At 58.0% G+C, this 15,212-nt stretch carries 14 protein-coding genes; 8 read left to right on the top strand and 6 right to left on the bottom strand.

The window, feature by feature from the left end; genetic code table 11:
* Positions 1-85: 85 nt before the first annotated feature.
* Positions 86-1,504 (bottom strand): XRE family transcriptional regulator, encoded by a 1,419-nt coding sequence (locus tag ASF69_RS06785; RefSeq protein ID WP_062586566.1) that lies wholly within the window; start codon positions 1,502-1,504, stop codon positions 86-88.
* Between the two features lie 238 nt (positions 1,505-1,742).
* Between ASF69_RS06785 and aceA the strand changes: the two genes are divergently transcribed.
* Positions 1,743-3,032, top strand: coding sequence for an isocitrate lyase (gene aceA / locus ASF69_RS06780; RefSeq protein ID WP_062586565.1), 1,290 nt, complete (start codon positions 1,743-1,745; stop codon positions 3,030-3,032).
* A 68-nt stretch (positions 3,033-3,100) separates the two neighbouring features.
* Positions 3,101-3,346, top strand: coding sequence for a hypothetical protein (locus ASF69_RS06775; protein ID WP_062586564.1), 246 nt, complete (start codon positions 3,101-3,103; stop codon positions 3,344-3,346).
* Positions 3,347-3,355: 9 nt separating this feature from the next.
* Here ASF69_RS06775 and ASF69_RS06770 read toward each other — a convergent pair whose 3' ends face one another.
* From ASF69_RS06770 to ASF69_RS06760, 3 genes are all read right to left on the bottom strand, one after another.
* Positions 3,356-4,228 (bottom strand): LysR family transcriptional regulator, encoded by an 873-nt coding sequence (locus ASF69_RS06770; RefSeq protein ID WP_062586563.1) that lies wholly within the window; start codon positions 4,226-4,228, stop codon positions 3,356-3,358.
* A 252-nt stretch (positions 4,229-4,480) separates the two neighbouring features.
* The gene (locus ASF69_RS23735; RefSeq protein ID WP_280136377.1) at positions 4,481-4,612 is read right to left on the bottom strand and encodes a hypothetical protein; all 132 of its coding nucleotides are present in this window, start codon (positions 4,610-4,612) and stop codon (positions 4,481-4,483) included.
* Between the two features lie 141 nt (positions 4,613-4,753).
* Positions 4,754-5,938, bottom strand: coding sequence for an NAD(P)/FAD-dependent oxidoreductase (locus tag ASF69_RS06760; protein WP_062586561.1), 1,185 nt, complete (start codon positions 5,936-5,938; stop codon positions 4,754-4,756).
* Between the two features lie 129 nt (positions 5,939-6,067).
* Between ASF69_RS06760 and ASF69_RS06755 the strand changes: the two genes are divergently transcribed.
* The 6 genes from ASF69_RS06755 (at position 6,068) to ASF69_RS06730 (ending at position 13,446) form a co-directional block, all read left to right on the top strand.
* Positions 6,068-7,504 carry a glutamine synthetase family protein gene (locus ASF69_RS06755; protein WP_062586560.1) on the top strand — a complete coding sequence of 479 codons (1,437 nt, stop codon included), beginning with the start codon at positions 6,068-6,070 and terminating at the stop codon, positions 7,502-7,504.
* A 10-nt stretch (positions 7,505-7,514) separates the two neighbouring features.
* Complete coding sequence (locus ASF69_RS06750) at positions 7,515-8,801, top strand: FAD-binding oxidoreductase (protein WP_062586559.1); 1,287 nt, start codon at positions 7,515-7,517, stop codon at positions 8,799-8,801.
* A 154-nt stretch (positions 8,802-8,955) separates the two neighbouring features.
* On the top strand, positions 8,956-10,431 hold the full coding sequence (zwf, locus tag ASF69_RS06745; protein WP_062586557.1) for a glucose-6-phosphate dehydrogenase: 1,476 nt from the start codon (positions 8,956-8,958) through the stop codon (positions 10,429-10,431).
* Positions 10,432-10,441: 10 nt separating this feature from the next.
* Positions 10,442-11,140, top strand: a complete 699-nt coding sequence (pgl, locus tag ASF69_RS06740; RefSeq protein ID WP_062586555.1) for a 6-phosphogluconolactonase — start codon at positions 10,442-10,444, stop codon at positions 11,138-11,140.
* A gap of 110 nt (positions 11,141-11,250) precedes the next feature.
* A complete protein-coding gene (edd, locus tag ASF69_RS06735; RefSeq protein WP_062587192.1) occupies positions 11,251-13,071 on the top strand; it encodes a phosphogluconate dehydratase in 1,821 nt (606 codons plus the stop codon).
* A gap of 9 nt (positions 13,072-13,080) precedes the next feature.
* Positions 13,081-13,446, top strand: a complete 366-nt coding sequence (locus ASF69_RS06730) for a nuclear transport factor 2 family protein (protein WP_062586554.1) — start codon at positions 13,081-13,083, stop codon at positions 13,444-13,446.
* Positions 13,447-13,455: 9 nt separating this feature from the next.
* On the opposite strand, the gene ASF69_RS06725 is transcribed toward ASF69_RS06730, so the two are convergent.
* Both ASF69_RS06725 and ugpC read right to left on the bottom strand, forming a co-directional pair.
* The gene (locus ASF69_RS06725) at positions 13,456-13,812 is read right to left on the bottom strand and encodes a hypothetical protein (protein ID WP_062586553.1); all 357 of its coding nucleotides are present in this window, start codon (positions 13,810-13,812) and stop codon (positions 13,456-13,458) included.
* A 300-nt stretch (positions 13,813-14,112) separates the two neighbouring features.
* Complete coding sequence (gene ugpC, locus ASF69_RS06720; protein WP_062586552.1) at positions 14,113-15,201, bottom strand: sn-glycerol-3-phosphate ABC transporter ATP-binding protein UgpC; 1,089 nt, start codon at positions 15,199-15,201, stop codon at positions 14,113-14,115.
* Positions 15,202-15,212: the final 11 nt, after the last annotated feature.

Here is a 15,212-nt window from a genome sequence, read left to right as displayed (position 1 = left end):
TTTGGCAGAGACTAGAAAGGAAAACTTGGCTCGGCAAGCGGGAAATGTGCAGCGCGGCAATTTCAAACAATTGTGTTGTTTGGCGCTACTGAAAATCGAAAACACTCAGGCCCGTCACCATTTCATCCAGCCCCAGCGGCCGCGTCAACGGCGCCTCCGCCCGCGAAAGACAGCCCTGCCGCTCGCATAGCCGACAGGAGGGTCCGATGGCGATGCTGCCCGCCTTGATGCCGATGACGTCGCCATAGACCGTTTCTTTCGCAAGCGCTGCTTCGCAGGCCAACATGACAGCGGTGCGACGAATGCGCTCTCCAAAGCCCGCCTGCGGTCCATCCAGCGATCGCGCAACCGTGAGATAGGCGGCTCCGTCAGGCATCTCCACCTGTTCGGCCAGCACCTGCCCCGGCTGGGAAAAGGCCGCATGGACGTTCAGCTTCACGCACAGCCCGCCGAACCGCGCCTGCGGAAAGCCCTGCGCCCCCGCCTTGCGAAAACGATTTCCGGCACTGTCAACTTCCATCAGGAAAAACGGAATGCCTGAAGCACCCGGACGCGCCAGCGTGACGAGGCGATTGGCGACCTGCTCGAAGGACACGTTGAAGCGCCCGCGCAGAATGTCGATATCGTAGCGCGCACGCTGCGCCGCAGATAGAAAAGCGCCATAGGGCATCATCAGGGCATGGGCGGCATAACGGGCAAGCTCGAACCGGGCGATGCGTTTGGCTTCCTCGCCCGACAGCGACAAATCCTGCAATTCCGCGCCGATCTCCTGCGTCAACGCCAAAAGGCAGGCCTCCATGGCCATTTCGCGCAATTGATCCTGCGGCGAAAGCCGCTCGGACAGGAAGAGCCGCATGGAGTGCCTGTCGTAGCGTCGGCGCAAATTGGGCATGGCATGAACAGGCATGGAGCGTACGACGATGCCGTGGTGCCTTTGAAGCCATGACTTCAAGGCGGAGGCCAGATCGTCACCGGGAGAAAGAGCCGCATGAAAAGCCTCCGCCGCCGCATCCAGCTGGGCAAAATGCGCCGAGCGCCGCTCGAACAGCTCTCTGACTTCATCAATCGGCAGACGTGTAGCCGACAGCGTTGTTTGATGGCCCTCACGCGCCAGAAGATCGGAGAGGTCGCTCAGACGCTGCGCCTGTTCGCGATAGGCCCGGTAGAGCTTGGTCATACCGCTCGCGGCGTTCGGAGCTGCTTCTGCCACCTCGACCAACTCCTGCCCCGAAGGCACCTCACCCGCAAGTAACGGATCGGCAAAGACCTCCCGCAACTGGCTGGCGATGCCCCCGCTCTCGCCCTGCAGGTCATCCAGATCGACCTTGTAGACGGAACTGAGCTTCAACAGCAGTTGCACGGTCAGCGGTCGCTGGTTGCGCTCGATGAGATTGAGGTACGAAGGCGAGATCGACAGCGCCTCGGCCATGGCCGTCTGCGTCAGACCCAATCCGTTGCGCACGCGCCGAACACGCGGCCCTGCAAAAATCTTGGCCTCCACCAAAATCTCCTCCCTTTACAAATCCGCACAGTAAACATCGCTTGGGCGATTTTACAAATTTTACAGTTTTACAACACCACCCTGTCAAAGACGATACAGCATGACCTCTTTCAAGTCACTGATTTTCCTTTTTATCTGGCGTAGAAATTCACGAAACTGTAAATTCAGTCACATCGGATCACACATCTCATCGGAGTAAGGATGTGTGGCTTTTCTGACAATTTTGACATGGGAGAGAGACATGACTGATTTTTACAAACTGGTTCCAAACGCGCCACAGGGTCGCTTCGATGGTATCGAACGCACCTACACAGCCGCAGACGTGGAGCGCCTGCGTGGCTCCGTCACCATCCAGCATTCTCTCGCCGAAATGGGCGCGAACCGGCTGTGGAAGCTCATCAATGAGGAAAGCTACATCAATGCACTTGGTGCGCTCTCCGGCAATCAGGCGATGCAGATGGTTCGCGCGGGGCTGAAGGCGATCTACCTGTCAGGCTGGCAGGTTGCGGCAGATGCCAACACGGCATCATCAATGTATCCGGACCAGTCGCTCTATCCGGCCAATGCGGCACCGGAACTGGCAAAGCGCATCAACAAGACATTGCAGCGCGCCGACCAGATCGAGACTGCCGAAGGCAAGGGCCTGTCTGTCGATACCTGGTTTGCACCCATCGTTGCCGATGCCGAGGCAGGGTTCGGCGGTCCGCTGAATGCGTTTGAAATCATGAAAGCCTTCATCGAGGCGGGCGCTGCAGGCGTGCATTACGAAGACCAGCTGGCATCGGAGAAGAAATGCGGCCATCTGGGCGGCAAGGTTCTGATCCCGACAGCGGCACATATCCGCAACCTGACAGCGGCGCGTCTGGCTGCCGACGTCATGGGAACGCCAACGCTGGTCATCGCCCGCACGGATGCGGAAGCCGCAAAGCTTTTGACATCAGACATAGATGAGCGCGACCAGCCCTTCGTGGATTATGATGCCGGGCGAACGGTGGAGGGCTTCTATCAGGTCAGACACGGGCTGGAGCCCTGCATCGCCCGTGCCAATGCCTATGCGCCCTATTGCGATCTCATCTGGTGCGAAACATCAAAGCCGGATCTGGAGCAGGCAAAGCGCTTTGCGGAAGGCGTGCACAAGGTGCATCCGGGCAAGAAGCTCGCCTATAATTGCTCGCCGTCCTTCAACTGGAAGAAACATCTTGATGATGCGACGATTGCCAAGTTCCAGCGCGAGCTTGGCGCCATGGGCTACAAGTTCCAGTTCATTACCCTTGCCGGGTTCCACCAACTCAACTACGGCATGTTCGAACTGGCACGCGGCTACAAGGACCGGCAGATGGCAGCCTATTCGGAGCTACAGGAAGCGGAATTCGCCGCCGAAATCAACGGCTACACCGCCACCAAACACCAGCGCGAAGTCGGCACCGGCTATTTCGATGCGGTCTCGGTCGCCATCTCCGGCGGCACGTCATCCACAACGGCGATGAAGGAATCGACCGAACACGACCAGTTCCGCCCGGCTGCGGAATGACGACTTGAGATAAGCACTTGCGACAAGCAACACACAGGCATCAAGCCCATTGAACGGAGGAAAAGACAATGGCTTCGATTTCCAGAGTTAAGGAACGCAGCGAGGAACAGTCCTCATCCATGAGCCAGGAGCAGCAAAGCGCCATCCGAGTGCTCGCCAATGATCTGCATCGCCTCAACCAGGCGGTCATGAATGCGGTCGAGGCCGGTGTTTCGGTAGAGCTCGTCCGCTCCGCCCGCCACCACGGCGGTGATGGAAACTGGGGCGACCTGATGATCCCCGTCATCGTCGCACAGGGTAAGGCGGCAGCGTGACCCTCGATCTCAAGCCGGGCGGCTATGCCGTCCGGCGAAGAGATCGGTGTGGCCCTTGATCAATTTTACCATACGATCCGCCACCGTCCTGATATCGCGACGGTGGCGATCTTCGTTGTTCATGACGATCCATTGCTTGTGGCGCAGCTCCTCGATCACCTCGCCCTCTCGCACCAGTCGCGCTTCCGCATCGCCGATGAAGCAGGGCAAGACGGCAACGCCAGCACCAGCCAATACCAAATCCAGCAAAGCAGTCGGGCGATTGACCGAGACTACGATGTTTCCTGCCTTGTTTTCGTGCGGCCATCGCAGATAGGCGGAAATCGCGCTCTCGCTTGAAACGGCAAGCCAGCGATCGCTAATAGAAGCTGCGGCATTGCGCAATCGATACGCCGCATAAGCAACGTAGCCGCTCTTGATGGCGGCAAGGTTCCGTTCTTCCGGCTCGAAAGCCCGGATGCCGATATCGTTCTCACGATGTGAGAGGCTTGCACGTTGTTCTGCAACGAAAAGATCGACGCGGAAGTCGTCGCGCTCAGTACAAATTGCGGAGAAATTTGTGGTCAGGAGACGGGCGTTCCACGTTCCGGCGGCAATGCGAACAAGTGACGAGGCAGCAGCGGACTTTCGCCAGCCATCGATATTGCGCGCCGCATCTTCCATTGCCTGCAACTGGTCAAGCAACGCTCGGCCATCTGATGTCAGCACATAGCCGGCCTGGCTTCGGATGAAGAGAGATTTGCCAAGAGATTGCTCCAGCTCCAGCATTCGCCGCCCGATGGTGGCTGCGCTAAAACCGGTCGCAGCGGCAGCGCCGGTCAGGCCGCAGCTTCTAGCGACATCCAGGAAAATCTGAAATGCATCCCAACCGAGGTTTTTCATCGATGAAAAACATAGGGTATTCTTGGCTGCATATAAATCAAAAAAGATCGCTCATGCTGAAGCCCTCAAAAGATGGAGGTTGCTATGCAAGAGCTTTATTCGGCACTGGTCTTCTTAAATATCACCCGCACGGACAGGCCAAGAATCGGGCGGGAGGAAGAAGACAGGTTTTACGCCGACGCGGCGCAACAGTCTGCGCCTTGGCGACGTGCCAGGGCCGCGATTGTTCGTTGCGGGAAGGCTATGGGAAGCCTAGTGCAAAAGCACCAGGAACGCGGCGATCGCGCCAGCCGAAATCAGGCTGAGACGGAAAGCGTAGACTGCGTTGTCACTGGCTGTGCGGGCGATGGCAATAGCACGAGCGGGTTTTCTGGACATCATCATGAGCGGCTTCCTGAACGAGAAACATAACCGATCGATGCCGGGTTCCGGCGTCCAGCGAGACATCATGTATCAACTTGCGTTGTGCTGGCATTCGATCAGCATGACTCCGCCCTCTTAATAAGGCATTAAGATGTCGAGGCTTTACACAGATTCCCCGGCGGCGTATCCCGAAGCCCATGCCCATTGGAAATTATAGCCGCCGAGCCAGCCCGTCACATCCACGCACTCGCCTATGAAATACAGGCCCGGGACGGTTTTCGCCTGCATCGATCTGGAGTCGAGATGGGACGTATCGACACCGCCGAGCGTGACTTCTGCGGTGCGGTACCCTTCCGAGCCGGAGGGCTTGATCTGCCAGTCCTGCGCATGTGCCGCCAGCGCGTTAAGGGCCTTGTCCGAGAGGTCGGCGAGATGGGTGGAGATGCTGGCCCGTTCCACCAGATGCTGGGCAAGCCGCTTCGGCAGAATTTCGCTAAGCGCAGTCTGCGCGGACTGGCGGCCATTGACCTTCTTGGCGGCTTTCAGATGTTCGGCCACATCCAGTTCAGGTTCAAGCCGCAGGCGAATGCTATCGCCCTCTTTCCAGTAGGAGGAGATTTGCAGGATGGATGGGCCGCTCAAGCCGCGATGGGTAAAAAGCAGCGCCTCACGGAAGGACGTCTTTCCATGCGAAATCTCGGCAGGCACGGCAACACCCGAGAGCGCCGCGAGTTTTTCCAGCTGCGTTGGTTCCAGCGTCAGCGGCACCAGGCCCGGGCGGGTCTCGATCATGCCAAGGCCGAATTGCTCGGCAATGCGATAGGCAAAGCCAGTCGCGCCCATTTTTGGAATGGATTTTCCACCTGTCGCCAGAACCAGACTATCTGTTTCAATGACGCCAGACGACGTCGAAACCCGAAAGCCGCCCGTGGGAACGGCGTCGACAGACGCGATCTCCGTTTGCAGCCGCAGCTTTGCCCCGACGGCCTGCATTTCAGCCAGCAACATACGGATGATATCCTTGGCGCTGTCGTCGCAGAACAACTGGCCGAGCGTCTTTTCATGCCAGGGGATGCGATGCTTCCCGACAAGGGCGATAAAATCGCTCGGCGTGTAGCGGGCCAGAGCCGATTTGGCGAAATGCGGATTGCTGGACAGGTAATTCTTCGGCCCCGCATAAATATTGGTGAAGTTGCAGCGACCGCCGCCGGAGATGCGGATTTTTTCGCCAGGTGCCTTTGCGTGATCGATGACAATGACGGAACGACCGCGCTGACCGGCACGAATGGCGCACATCATGCCAGCAGCGCCCGCGCCCAGAATCAGCACATTACATTTTTCCGTCATGGAGTTTCCCTAGTTTCAGTGTACTTCCTCTTTTCGAAGTCCGACCCGTTGTCAATGGCGCTTTCCCCCCTCGCCAATTGCCAAAGTCTGGTTATGATGACGCCAATTGAAACACACACCCGGTGATTTATGCCTCCCAAGAAAACCATGCTCCGTCCGAAAAAACCGGCAAACATGGCAAAGAAGATACAAGCCGACGTTTCCTCCACACGCGGATGCGCCTCCTGGCGGGAAGCCGCCCAATGGCTGAAGGCCCGCGGCATCGAAGATATTGAATGCATTACGCCAGACCTTGCGGGCGTTCCCCGCGGCAAGATGATGCCGACCGCCAAGTTTACCGGCGATACATCGCTTGCCCTGCCATCGGCCCTCTACCGCCACACGATCTCGGGCGAATACCCGGATGAAACGGCGAATTTCCGTTATGAGCCACGCGACAGCGACCTGAAGCTGGTTCCCGATCTGTCGACGCTCTGCGTTGTGCCCTGGGAAAGCGACCCGACCGCGCAGGTCATCTGCGATGTCGTGGATCAGGAAGGCAAATACGTTCCCTATACACCACGCAACGTGCTGAAAAATGTGCTCGATCTCTACAAGGACAAGGGCTGGAAGCCAGTCGTTGCCCCCGAAATCGAGTTTTATCTCGTCGCCATGAATGACGACCCCGACTATCCGCTGCATCCGCCCAAAGGCCGATCGGGGCGTTCCATCGTCGGCGGGCAGAGCTATTCCATCGCCGGTATCAACGAATTCGACGAGTTGATCGACGATATCTACCACTTCTCGGAAAAGCAGGGTCTGGAAATCGACACGCTGATCCATGAAGAGGGTCCGGCGCAGCTGGAAATCAACCTGCGCCACGGTGACCCGATAGAGCTTGCCGATCAGGTGTTCCTGTTCAAGCGCACGATCCGCGAAGCAGCCCTCAAGCACGGGATCTATGCAACCTTCATGGCAAAGCCCATGCAGGGCATGCCGGGTTCGGCCATGCACATCCACCAGTCGGTGGTCGATATCGAAACGGGCGAAAACGTGTTTTCCAACAAGGATGGTAGCCCCTCCAAGGAATTCTTCGCTTTCGTCGGCGGAATGCAGCGTTACGTGCCGAATGCGCTGGTCATGCTGGCGCCTTACGTGAACTCCTACCGTCGCCTGACACCGGACATGGCTTGCCCAGTGAACAATGCCTGGGGTTATGACAACCGCACCACGGCGTTCCGCGTGCCGATTTCCGGCCCGTCCGCGCGGCGTGTGGAAAACCGCCTGCCAAGCTCCGATGCCAACCCCTATCTGGCACTGGCGGCATCGCTCGCCTGCGGCTGGCTGGGCATCATGAACAATATCGAGCCGACCGAGCCGACCTATGAGACGGCCAATGAAGGGTCGATCGAGCTGCCGCGCGGGCTTCTGGAAGCGGTGGCGCTTCTGGAAGGCGAGCCGCAGCTGGAGCGGGTTTTCGGCCATGAGTTTGTCGGTCTCTATGCTGGCCTGAAGCGCGGCGAATTCGAAACCTTCATGCAGGTTATCAGCCCATGGGAGCGGGAGTTCCTGCTCCTCAACGTGTGAGGACCTGAGCATGGCATGGCAAAGCCCGATATCTCCGGGCGTTTCCTGGTATCAGGACAGTCTGGGTGAACGGCCGCAATATGCCGCGATGGATGGCTCGCGAACGGTTGACGTCGCCATTATCGGCGGCGGCTTTACTGGCTTGCAGGCCGCGTTCAATCTGGCCAAAGCGGGCGTTTCGGTCGCGCTTGTCGAAGGCTATCGGTTCGGCGATGGCGCATCTGGCCGCAATGGCGGCCAGTTCGGCACCGGCCAGCGCGCATGGCCGGATGAAATGGAAAAAGAGGTCGGCTTCGAACGCTCCAAGGCGCTGTTCGACATTGCCGAAAACGCAAAACACTATGTGCTGGATTTTGCCCGCGACCACGGCATCGACATGGAATTTCTGCCGGGACAGCTCAATGTCCTGCACAAGAAAAGCTATGAAAAGACCTATCGCCAGAGCGTCGAGGCCATGCGTAGCCGCTATGGCTACGGCCATGTTTCCTTCATGGAAAAGGCCGAAACCGCAGAGCGGCTTGGTTCCGATCACTACCATTTCGGCGTTCGTGACACCGGCACTGGCCACATCCATCCGCTCAAGCTCATCGCCGGGCTGGCGAAGGCCGCAAAGGCTGCGGGCGCGCAGATCTTCGAAATGACGCCTGCCAGATCCATCACCCAGAGTGGTGGCAAGACCATGATCGAAACGCCATCCGGCACGATCACAGCGGCACGGGTGCTGATTGCCACCAATGCCCATATCGGCAATCTGGAGCCGGTCACGGCAGCCCATGTCATGCCGATCCGCTCCTTCATCGGCGCGACCGTTCCGCTCGATAAGTTCCCGACCATCATTCCGGGAAAAGAGGCGGTTGCCGACAGTCGCTTCGTGGTGCGCTATTTCCGCAAGACGCCGGACAACCGGCTGCTGTTTGGTGGACGAGAGGCCTATACGGCGGATTCGCCACGCGACATTTCCAAGCATATCCGCAAGCAGATCGCAGAGATCTATCCGGCCTTGCAGGATATCGAGATGACCCATGCCTGGGGCGGCTCGGTCGGAATAACGCTGACCCGTCAGCCCTTTGTGCGCGAAGTCATGCCCGGCGTGATGTCGATTGGCGGTTTTTCCGGCCATGGCGTGATGCTGTCAAATTACTGTGGCAAGCTCTATGCCGACATGGTGGTTTCCAGGCACAAGGCGCTTGAGCAGTTTTCGTCACTCGACGTGCCCTCCTTCCCCGGCGGCACGGCATTGCGGGCACCTTTGCTGTTCCTTGCGCTTTCTTGGTACGCATTGCGTGACAGGTTCTGACCGGACACTATAAAAAGAAACTTAAAAACATGCTCTGTAGCAGCAATTACAATAGCTTATGAGCAAAAAACAGAATTTTGCACAACACGTCTGGCATTTTTAAATCGATTAGATTATGGATGCCTCCAACACATGAGAGATCGAGAGAATCGGTATGAGCAGTCAAATCATTCCAGTAGAGCCCTTCGATTGCGTCGTCTTTGGCGGCACTGGCGACCTGGCCGAGCGTAAGCTTCTGCCAGCTCTCTACCACCGGCAGGTGGAAAACCAGCTGTCGGAACCAACGCGCATCATCGGCGCCTCCCGTTCGGTCATGACCCATGACGAATACCGCAAATTCGCTCAGGATGCTCTCAAGGAGCATTTGAAGAAGGGCGAATATGACGACGAGCAGGTCGCGAAGTTCTGCGCCCGCCTGTTCTATATCCCGGTTGACGCAAAGTCCGATGGCGGCTGGGACAAGCTGAAGAAGCTTCTGGACGAAGGCAAGGACCGCATTCGCGCCTTCTATCTCGCTGTCGCTCCCGGCATTTTCGGCGATATCGCCTTCAAGATCCGTGACCACAAGCTGATTACCAAGTCCACGCGCATCGTCGTGGAAAAGCCGATTGGTCGCGATCTGGCGTCGGCGCTGGAGCTCAACGACACGCTGGGCAACGTTTTCAAGGAAGAGCAGATCTTCCGTATCGACCACTATCTCGGCAAGGAAACCGTGCAGAACCTGATGGTGCTGCGCTTTGCCAATGCGCTTTACGAGCCGCTGTGGAACTCCGCGCATATCGACCATGTGCAGATCACCGTTGCCGAGTCCGTCGGGCTTGAGGGCCGCGCCGGATATTACGACAAGGCCGGTGCGCTGCGCGATATGGTCCAGAACCATATTCTCCAGCTTCTGTGCCTCGTTGCCATGGAACCCCCCTCTTCCATGGACGCGGAAGCGGTGCGTGACGAGAAGGTGAAAGTTCTTCGTTCGCTGAAACTGATCGACCAGTCCAACGTCGAGAAGCTGACGGTGCGCGGCCAGTACCGCGCGGGCGCTTCCGCTGGCGGTCCGGTCAAGGGCTATCTGGAAGAGCTGGAAGGCGGCGTCTCCAACACCGAGACCTTCGTTGCCATCAAGGCGGAAATTGCCAATTGGCGTTGGGCGGGCGTACCCTTCTACATCCGCACCGGCAAGCGTCTGGCCACCCGTGTTTCCGAGATCGTCGTCACCTTCAAGCAGATCCCGCATTCGATCTTCGACGATGCTGCGGGCAAGGTAGAGGCCAACAAGCTGGTCATTCGCCTGCAGCCGGACGAAGGCGTCAAGCAATCGCTGCTCATCAAGGACCCAGGCCCGGGTGGCATGCGTCTGCGCCAGGTCTCGCTCGATATGAGCTTTGCCCAGGCCTTCAACGTCCGCAGCCCCGACGCCTATGAGCGCCTGTTGATGGATACGATTCGCTCCAACCAGGCCCTGTTCATGCGTCGTGACGAAGTGGAAGCGGCGTGGAAGTGGGTCGATCCTATCTTGAAAAGCTGGGAAGCGGTCAATCAGGGCGTTCAGGGTTACACGTCAGGCACATGGGGCCCGAGTGGCGCGATTGCGCTGATCGAACGTGATGGTCGTACATGGCACGAAGCCGAGTGAGGATATGCGAATGATTGCGCAGGAGCATATCTTCAATAGTGGCACCGAATTGGCCGAGACCCTAGCAAAAGAAGTTGCCGACCGTCTTGGACGTGCACTCGAAGAGCGCGGAACGGCAAGCATTGCCGTTTCCGGCGGCTCGACGCCGAAGCTTTTCTTTCAGGCACTGTCCCGGCATGAGCTGGACTGGAAAAACATCAGCGTGACGCTGGTGGATGAGCGTTTCGTGCCGCCGGAAAGCGACCGTTCCAACCACAAATTGGTGGCGGATAACCTGTTGCAAAACGCGGCCGCGCACGCCTATTTCGTGCCGCTTTATCAGTTTTTCGCAACACCGGAAGACGCTGCAACGCTTGCAACCGTCAAGACGGAAGCAATCTGCGATCCATTCGATGTCGTGATCCTTGGAATGGGAACGGATGGCCACACCGCCTCCTTCTTCCCCGGTGGAGACAATCTCGAAGAGGCACTTGATCTGGACGAGGAGCGCGCCGTTTTGCCGATGGCAGCGGAAACCGCAGGAGAAGAACGGCTGACGTTCAATCTTTCCGCCCTTCACGATGCCCGTTTTCTCGTGCTGCACATTGAAGGTGCGGCAAAGAAGGAAACGCTTGAGAAGGCAAAGTCCGATCTGGATGAGGAAGACATGCCCGTACGGGCCGTGCTCAACCGCGCGGATTCGCCCGTACATATTTACTGGGCGCCCTGAGCTCCGTCGCGTTGCCGCGGCGACCTTAGGTGCCTGAAACAACAACATGATCACCGGCTGACGGTCCCAAGCGTCCGGCCGATGGTCTCCAGAAAGACAGGATGAACGCCATGGCTGCCGACCCTCGTATTCAGGCTATCACGGCCCGTATTGTCGAGCGCTCGAAACCTTACCGCGAGATCTATCTCGAAAGGCTTCGGCTTCAGGTCTCCAAGGGCGTTCATCGCTCCGTTCTTTCCTGCGCCAATCTCGCGCACGGATTTGCCGTCTGTTCCCCCGCCGACAAGGCCATCCTTGCCGGCGACAGAGTTGGAAATCTCGGCATCATAACGTCCTATAACGACATGCTCTCGGCGCATCAGCCCTTTGAGGTCTACCCCAACATGATCCGGGATGCCGCGAAGGAAGCGGGCGGCATTGCACAGGTTGCCGGTGCGGTTCCGGCCATGTGCGATGGCGTCACGCAAGGCCAGCCGGGCATGGAACTGTCGCTGTTTTCTCGCGATGCGATTGCCATGGCCGCAGGCATCGGCCTTTCCCACAACATGTTCGATGCGGCGGTGTTTCTCGGCGTCTGTGACAAGATCGTGCCGGGTCTTGTCATTGCCGCACTGACCTTCGGCCATCTGCCATCCATCTTCATTCCCGCGGGGCCAATGACATCTGGCCTGCCGAATGATGAGAAGTCACGCGTTCGCCAACTTTATGCCGAGGGCAAGGTTGGCCGTGCGGAACTTCTGGAAGCCGAATCCAAGTCCTATCACGGCCCCGGCACCTGCACCTTCTACGGCACCGCCAATTCCAACCAGATGCTGATGGAAATCATGGGCTTCCATATGCCCGGCTCGTCCTTCATCAACCCCAACACGCCGCTTCGCGATGCGCTGACGCGGGAGGCCACCAAGCGGGCACTGGCGATTACCGCGCAGGGCAATGAATTTACGCCAGCGGGCGAAATGATCGATGAGCGCTCCGTGGTCAACGGCGTTGTCGGTCTGCACGCCACCGGCGGCTCGACCAACCACACGCTGCATCTCATCGCCATGGCGCGCGCTGCTGGCATCGTGCTGACATGGCAGGATATTTCCGACCTCTCGGATGTGGTGCCACTTTTGGCCCGCGTCTATCCGAACGGACTGGCGGATGTGAACCATTTCCACGCAGCCGGTGGCATGGGCTTCCTCATCAAGCAGCTCCTGAAGCAGGGCCTTGTGCATGATGATGTTCGCACCGTCTTCGGTCAGGGGCTTGAAGCCTACACGATCGAGCCGACGCTGAACGACGATGGAACGGTCGCTCGCAGAGCTTCGCCTGAAGTCAGCCATGACCCCAAGGTTCTGGCCAGCATCGAAACGCCATTCCAGCCAACCGGTGGCCTGAAAATGCTGACCGGCAACCTGGGCAAGGCCGTGATCAAGATTTCCGCCGTCAAGCCGGAGCGCCATATCATTGAAGCACCGGCAATCATCTTCCATGATCAGCAGAGCCTGCAGACCGCCTTTAAGGAAGGCCGGTTGAACCGTGACTTCGTGGCCGTGGTCCGCTTCCAGGGACCTAAGGCAAACGGAATGCCCGAACTGCACCAGCTGACGCCGCCGCTCGGTGTTCTGCAGGACCGCGGCTTCAAGGTCGCGCTGGTCACCGATGGACGCATGTCCGGTGCGTCGGGCAAGGTGCCTGCCGCCATTCACATGACACCGGAAGCGGTCGATTGCGGCCCGATTTCCCGCATTCGCAATGGCGACATGATCCGCCTTGATGCCATCACCGGCACGATCGAGGTTCTGGTCTCTTCCGCGGAATTGTCTGCCCGCGAACCCGCGACAGCTGACCTTTCTGACAATGAATGGGGCATGGGCCGCGAGCTGTTTGCACCCTTCCGGCGCAGTGTTGGCGCAGCCGATCACGGTGCGAGCGTGTTTTCCAACTGAGCCGACGCAATGGATCCGCTGAGCCCCGCCTACCCCGTCCATATGCAGCTTGAGGCATATAACGCCCGTGACATGGATGCTTTCATGATATGGTGGGCAAGCGACTGCCAGTATCATGTCTTTCCCGATCAACTCGTCGCCAATGGCGCCGGGGAGATACGCGAAAGGCATGTCGAGCGGTTCAAGGAGCCGAACCTTCACGGCAGACTGCTCAGCCGCATCGTGTCCGGCAACACGGTGGTCGACCATGAAACGGTGACGCGCACCTTCCCGGAAGGGCCCGGAGAGGTGGATGTCATCTGTATCTACGAGGTCGTTGAGGGCAAGATTGCCAAGGCGTGGTTCAAGCTCGGAACAGTCCGGCTGCACCACTGACCAATTTGACTACCAGGCGCGGATATCGAGTTTGCGATCCCTGTGGGCCGGATGCGTGCTGAATACGAAAATACGGTCCATTTCCTTCTTGCTCAGAATATGCAGGAACCGGACCTGAATTGTGTTGTTCGGGTTCACCTTCATCAGCAGACAGCCAATCTTTGTAATCCGCGCATCGGGAATATCCAGATAGAACTGCTGGGGAAGGTTGTACTGCGTCATGAGCGCGAGTACTGCCTCCGATTGCGAGATTTTGACAACGTCGCAGCGACGTGACGCCATATTCATCACGGCTTTTTCGGTATATTCGATACGCGCAGCATTCATTGTGTCTTCCATTTTGAAACGACCTTCGCGGTCGTACATGAAAGACTCTTCCTTGCTGAGATAGGTGGGTTTGCCGACGTCTGCCCGGGAGTTCACTGGGGGATCCCTCTGTTATTATTCAAGGGTGAAGACTAGCCAGAACTGATTAACAATTTCTCTCGGCGTTTCGATATGGAACAGATGCCGGAGGAGCCTGTGGATAACGGGAAACCCTATCGCGCCAGCATTGGGGAACACATCTCAAGCAATTGATGTGAAACGATTTTATGAGATTTGGAATGAATATTCCAGGCTGGAACGGCCTCGTTTCATGGTTACGAAGCCGTTCAAATCGGCTGTTTACCGGCGATAGGTGCGACCTTCTCCGTCAAAGAGATGCAGTTTTTGGGACGGTGCAGAAAAGCGCAAAAGCTGACCTTTTTTGACCTCGGCTATGCCGGGTATTTTCACGATGATCGGCTCCTGGCCATCGGGTGCTTCCAGATAGAGCAATGTCACTTCGCCAAGAGCTTCGACGATGGAGACCTTACCCTCGAAAAGGTATTCGTCGCCAGTCGCGATAGCCAGATCTTCGGGACGCACGCCGAAGGATGCTGATTTGCCCTTTTCACTCTCACTGGTTGCAATATCGACCGAGAGAGTTTTGCCGCCAACGAGCTCTATCGATGTGCGGGCGCCGCTGGCAGTAATCTTCGCCGGAATGATGTTCATGGCCGGTGACCCGATGAACCGCGCCACAAAGAGATTGGCCGGGTTTTCGTAAAGCTCAAGGGGAGCACCCACCTGTTCTACACGGCCTGCATTAAGGACGACGATCCTGTCGGCCAGCGTCATGGCCTCCACCTGATCGTGCGTGACGTAGATCATCGTCGTATCGGCCATCTGTTCGCCAAGCTTGGCGATCTCGATGCGGGTCGCCACCCGCAGCGCGGCATCGAGGTTGGACAGCGGCTCATCGAATAGGAAGACTTTTGGATTGCGGCAAATGGCGCGACCGATGGCGACACGCTGGCGCTGGCCGCCCGAGAGTGCCTTCGGCAGGCGTTCCAGATATTGCGTCAGCTGCAGGATATCGGCAGCGGCGCGCACGCGACGGTCGATCTCCTGACGGCTTTCCTTGGCAATTTTCATCCCGAAGGCCATGTTGTCATACACGGTCATGTGCGGATACAGCGCGTAGGACTGGAAGACCATGGCAATGCCACGCCGCGACGGCGGGATTTCGTTGACCAGCTGCCCGTCAATATACATCTCGCCGCCGGAAATTTCCTCCAATCCGGCAATCATGCGCAAAAGCGTGGACTTGCCGCAGCCTGACGGACCGACAAAGACGATGAATTCGCCCTGTTTGATATCAAGATCGATACCGTGCAGGACTTTGACCTGCCCGTAGGATTTGCGGATATCCTTCAAAATAACGCCAGTCATGCGGTGTCCTC

Origin of the sequence: Rhizobium sp. Leaf311, from assembly GCF_001423445.1 — a bacterium.
Classification (GTDB): Bacteria; Pseudomonadota; Alphaproteobacteria; order Rhizobiales; family Rhizobiaceae; genus Agrobacterium.
Note: the sequence above shows the minus strand (reverse complement) of the source record. Positions and strands in the feature narration are given on the sequence as shown.

Bases quoted from the DNA above. Each gene is read 5' to 3' on its own strand.
- aceA (WP_062586565.1), top strand. From the start codon at position 1,743: ATGACTGATTTTTACAAACTGGTTCCAAACGCGCCACAGGGTCGCTTC.
- ASF69_RS06775 (WP_062586564.1), top strand. From the start codon at position 3,101: ATGGCTTCGATTTCCAGAGTTAAGGAACGCAGCGAGGAACAGTCCTCA.
- ASF69_RS06770 (WP_062586563.1), bottom strand. From the start codon at position 4,228: ATGAAAAACCTCGGTTGGGATGCATTTCAGATTTTCCTGGATGTCGCT.
- ASF69_RS23735 (WP_280136377.1), bottom strand. From the start codon at position 4,612: ATGATGATGTCCAGAAAACCCGCTCGTGCTATTGCCATCGCCCGCACA.
- ASF69_RS06760 (WP_062586561.1), bottom strand. From the start codon at position 5,938: ATGACGGAAAAATGTAATGTGCTGATTCTGGGCGCGGGCGCTGCTGGC.
- ASF69_RS06755 (WP_062586560.1), top strand. From the start codon at position 6,068: ATGCCTCCCAAGAAAACCATGCTCCGTCCGAAAAAACCGGCAAACATG.
- ASF69_RS06750 (WP_062586559.1), top strand. From the start codon at position 7,515: ATGGCATGGCAAAGCCCGATATCTCCGGGCGTTTCCTGGTATCAGGAC.
- zwf (WP_062586557.1), top strand. From the start codon at position 8,956: ATGAGCAGTCAAATCATTCCAGTAGAGCCCTTCGATTGCGTCGTCTTT.
- pgl (WP_062586555.1), top strand. From the start codon at position 10,442: ATGATTGCGCAGGAGCATATCTTCAATAGTGGCACCGAATTGGCCGAG.
- edd (WP_062587192.1), top strand. From the start codon at position 11,251: ATGGCTGCCGACCCTCGTATTCAGGCTATCACGGCCCGTATTGTCGAG.
- ASF69_RS06730 (WP_062586554.1), top strand. From the start codon at position 13,081: ATGGATCCGCTGAGCCCCGCCTACCCCGTCCATATGCAGCTTGAGGCA.
- ASF69_RS06725 (WP_062586553.1), bottom strand. From the start codon at position 13,812: ATGTACGACCGCGAAGGTCGTTTCAAAATGGAAGACACAATGAATGCT.
- ugpC (WP_062586552.1), bottom strand. From the start codon at position 15,201: ATGACTGGCGTTATTTTGAAGGATATCCGCAAATCCTACGGGCAGGTC.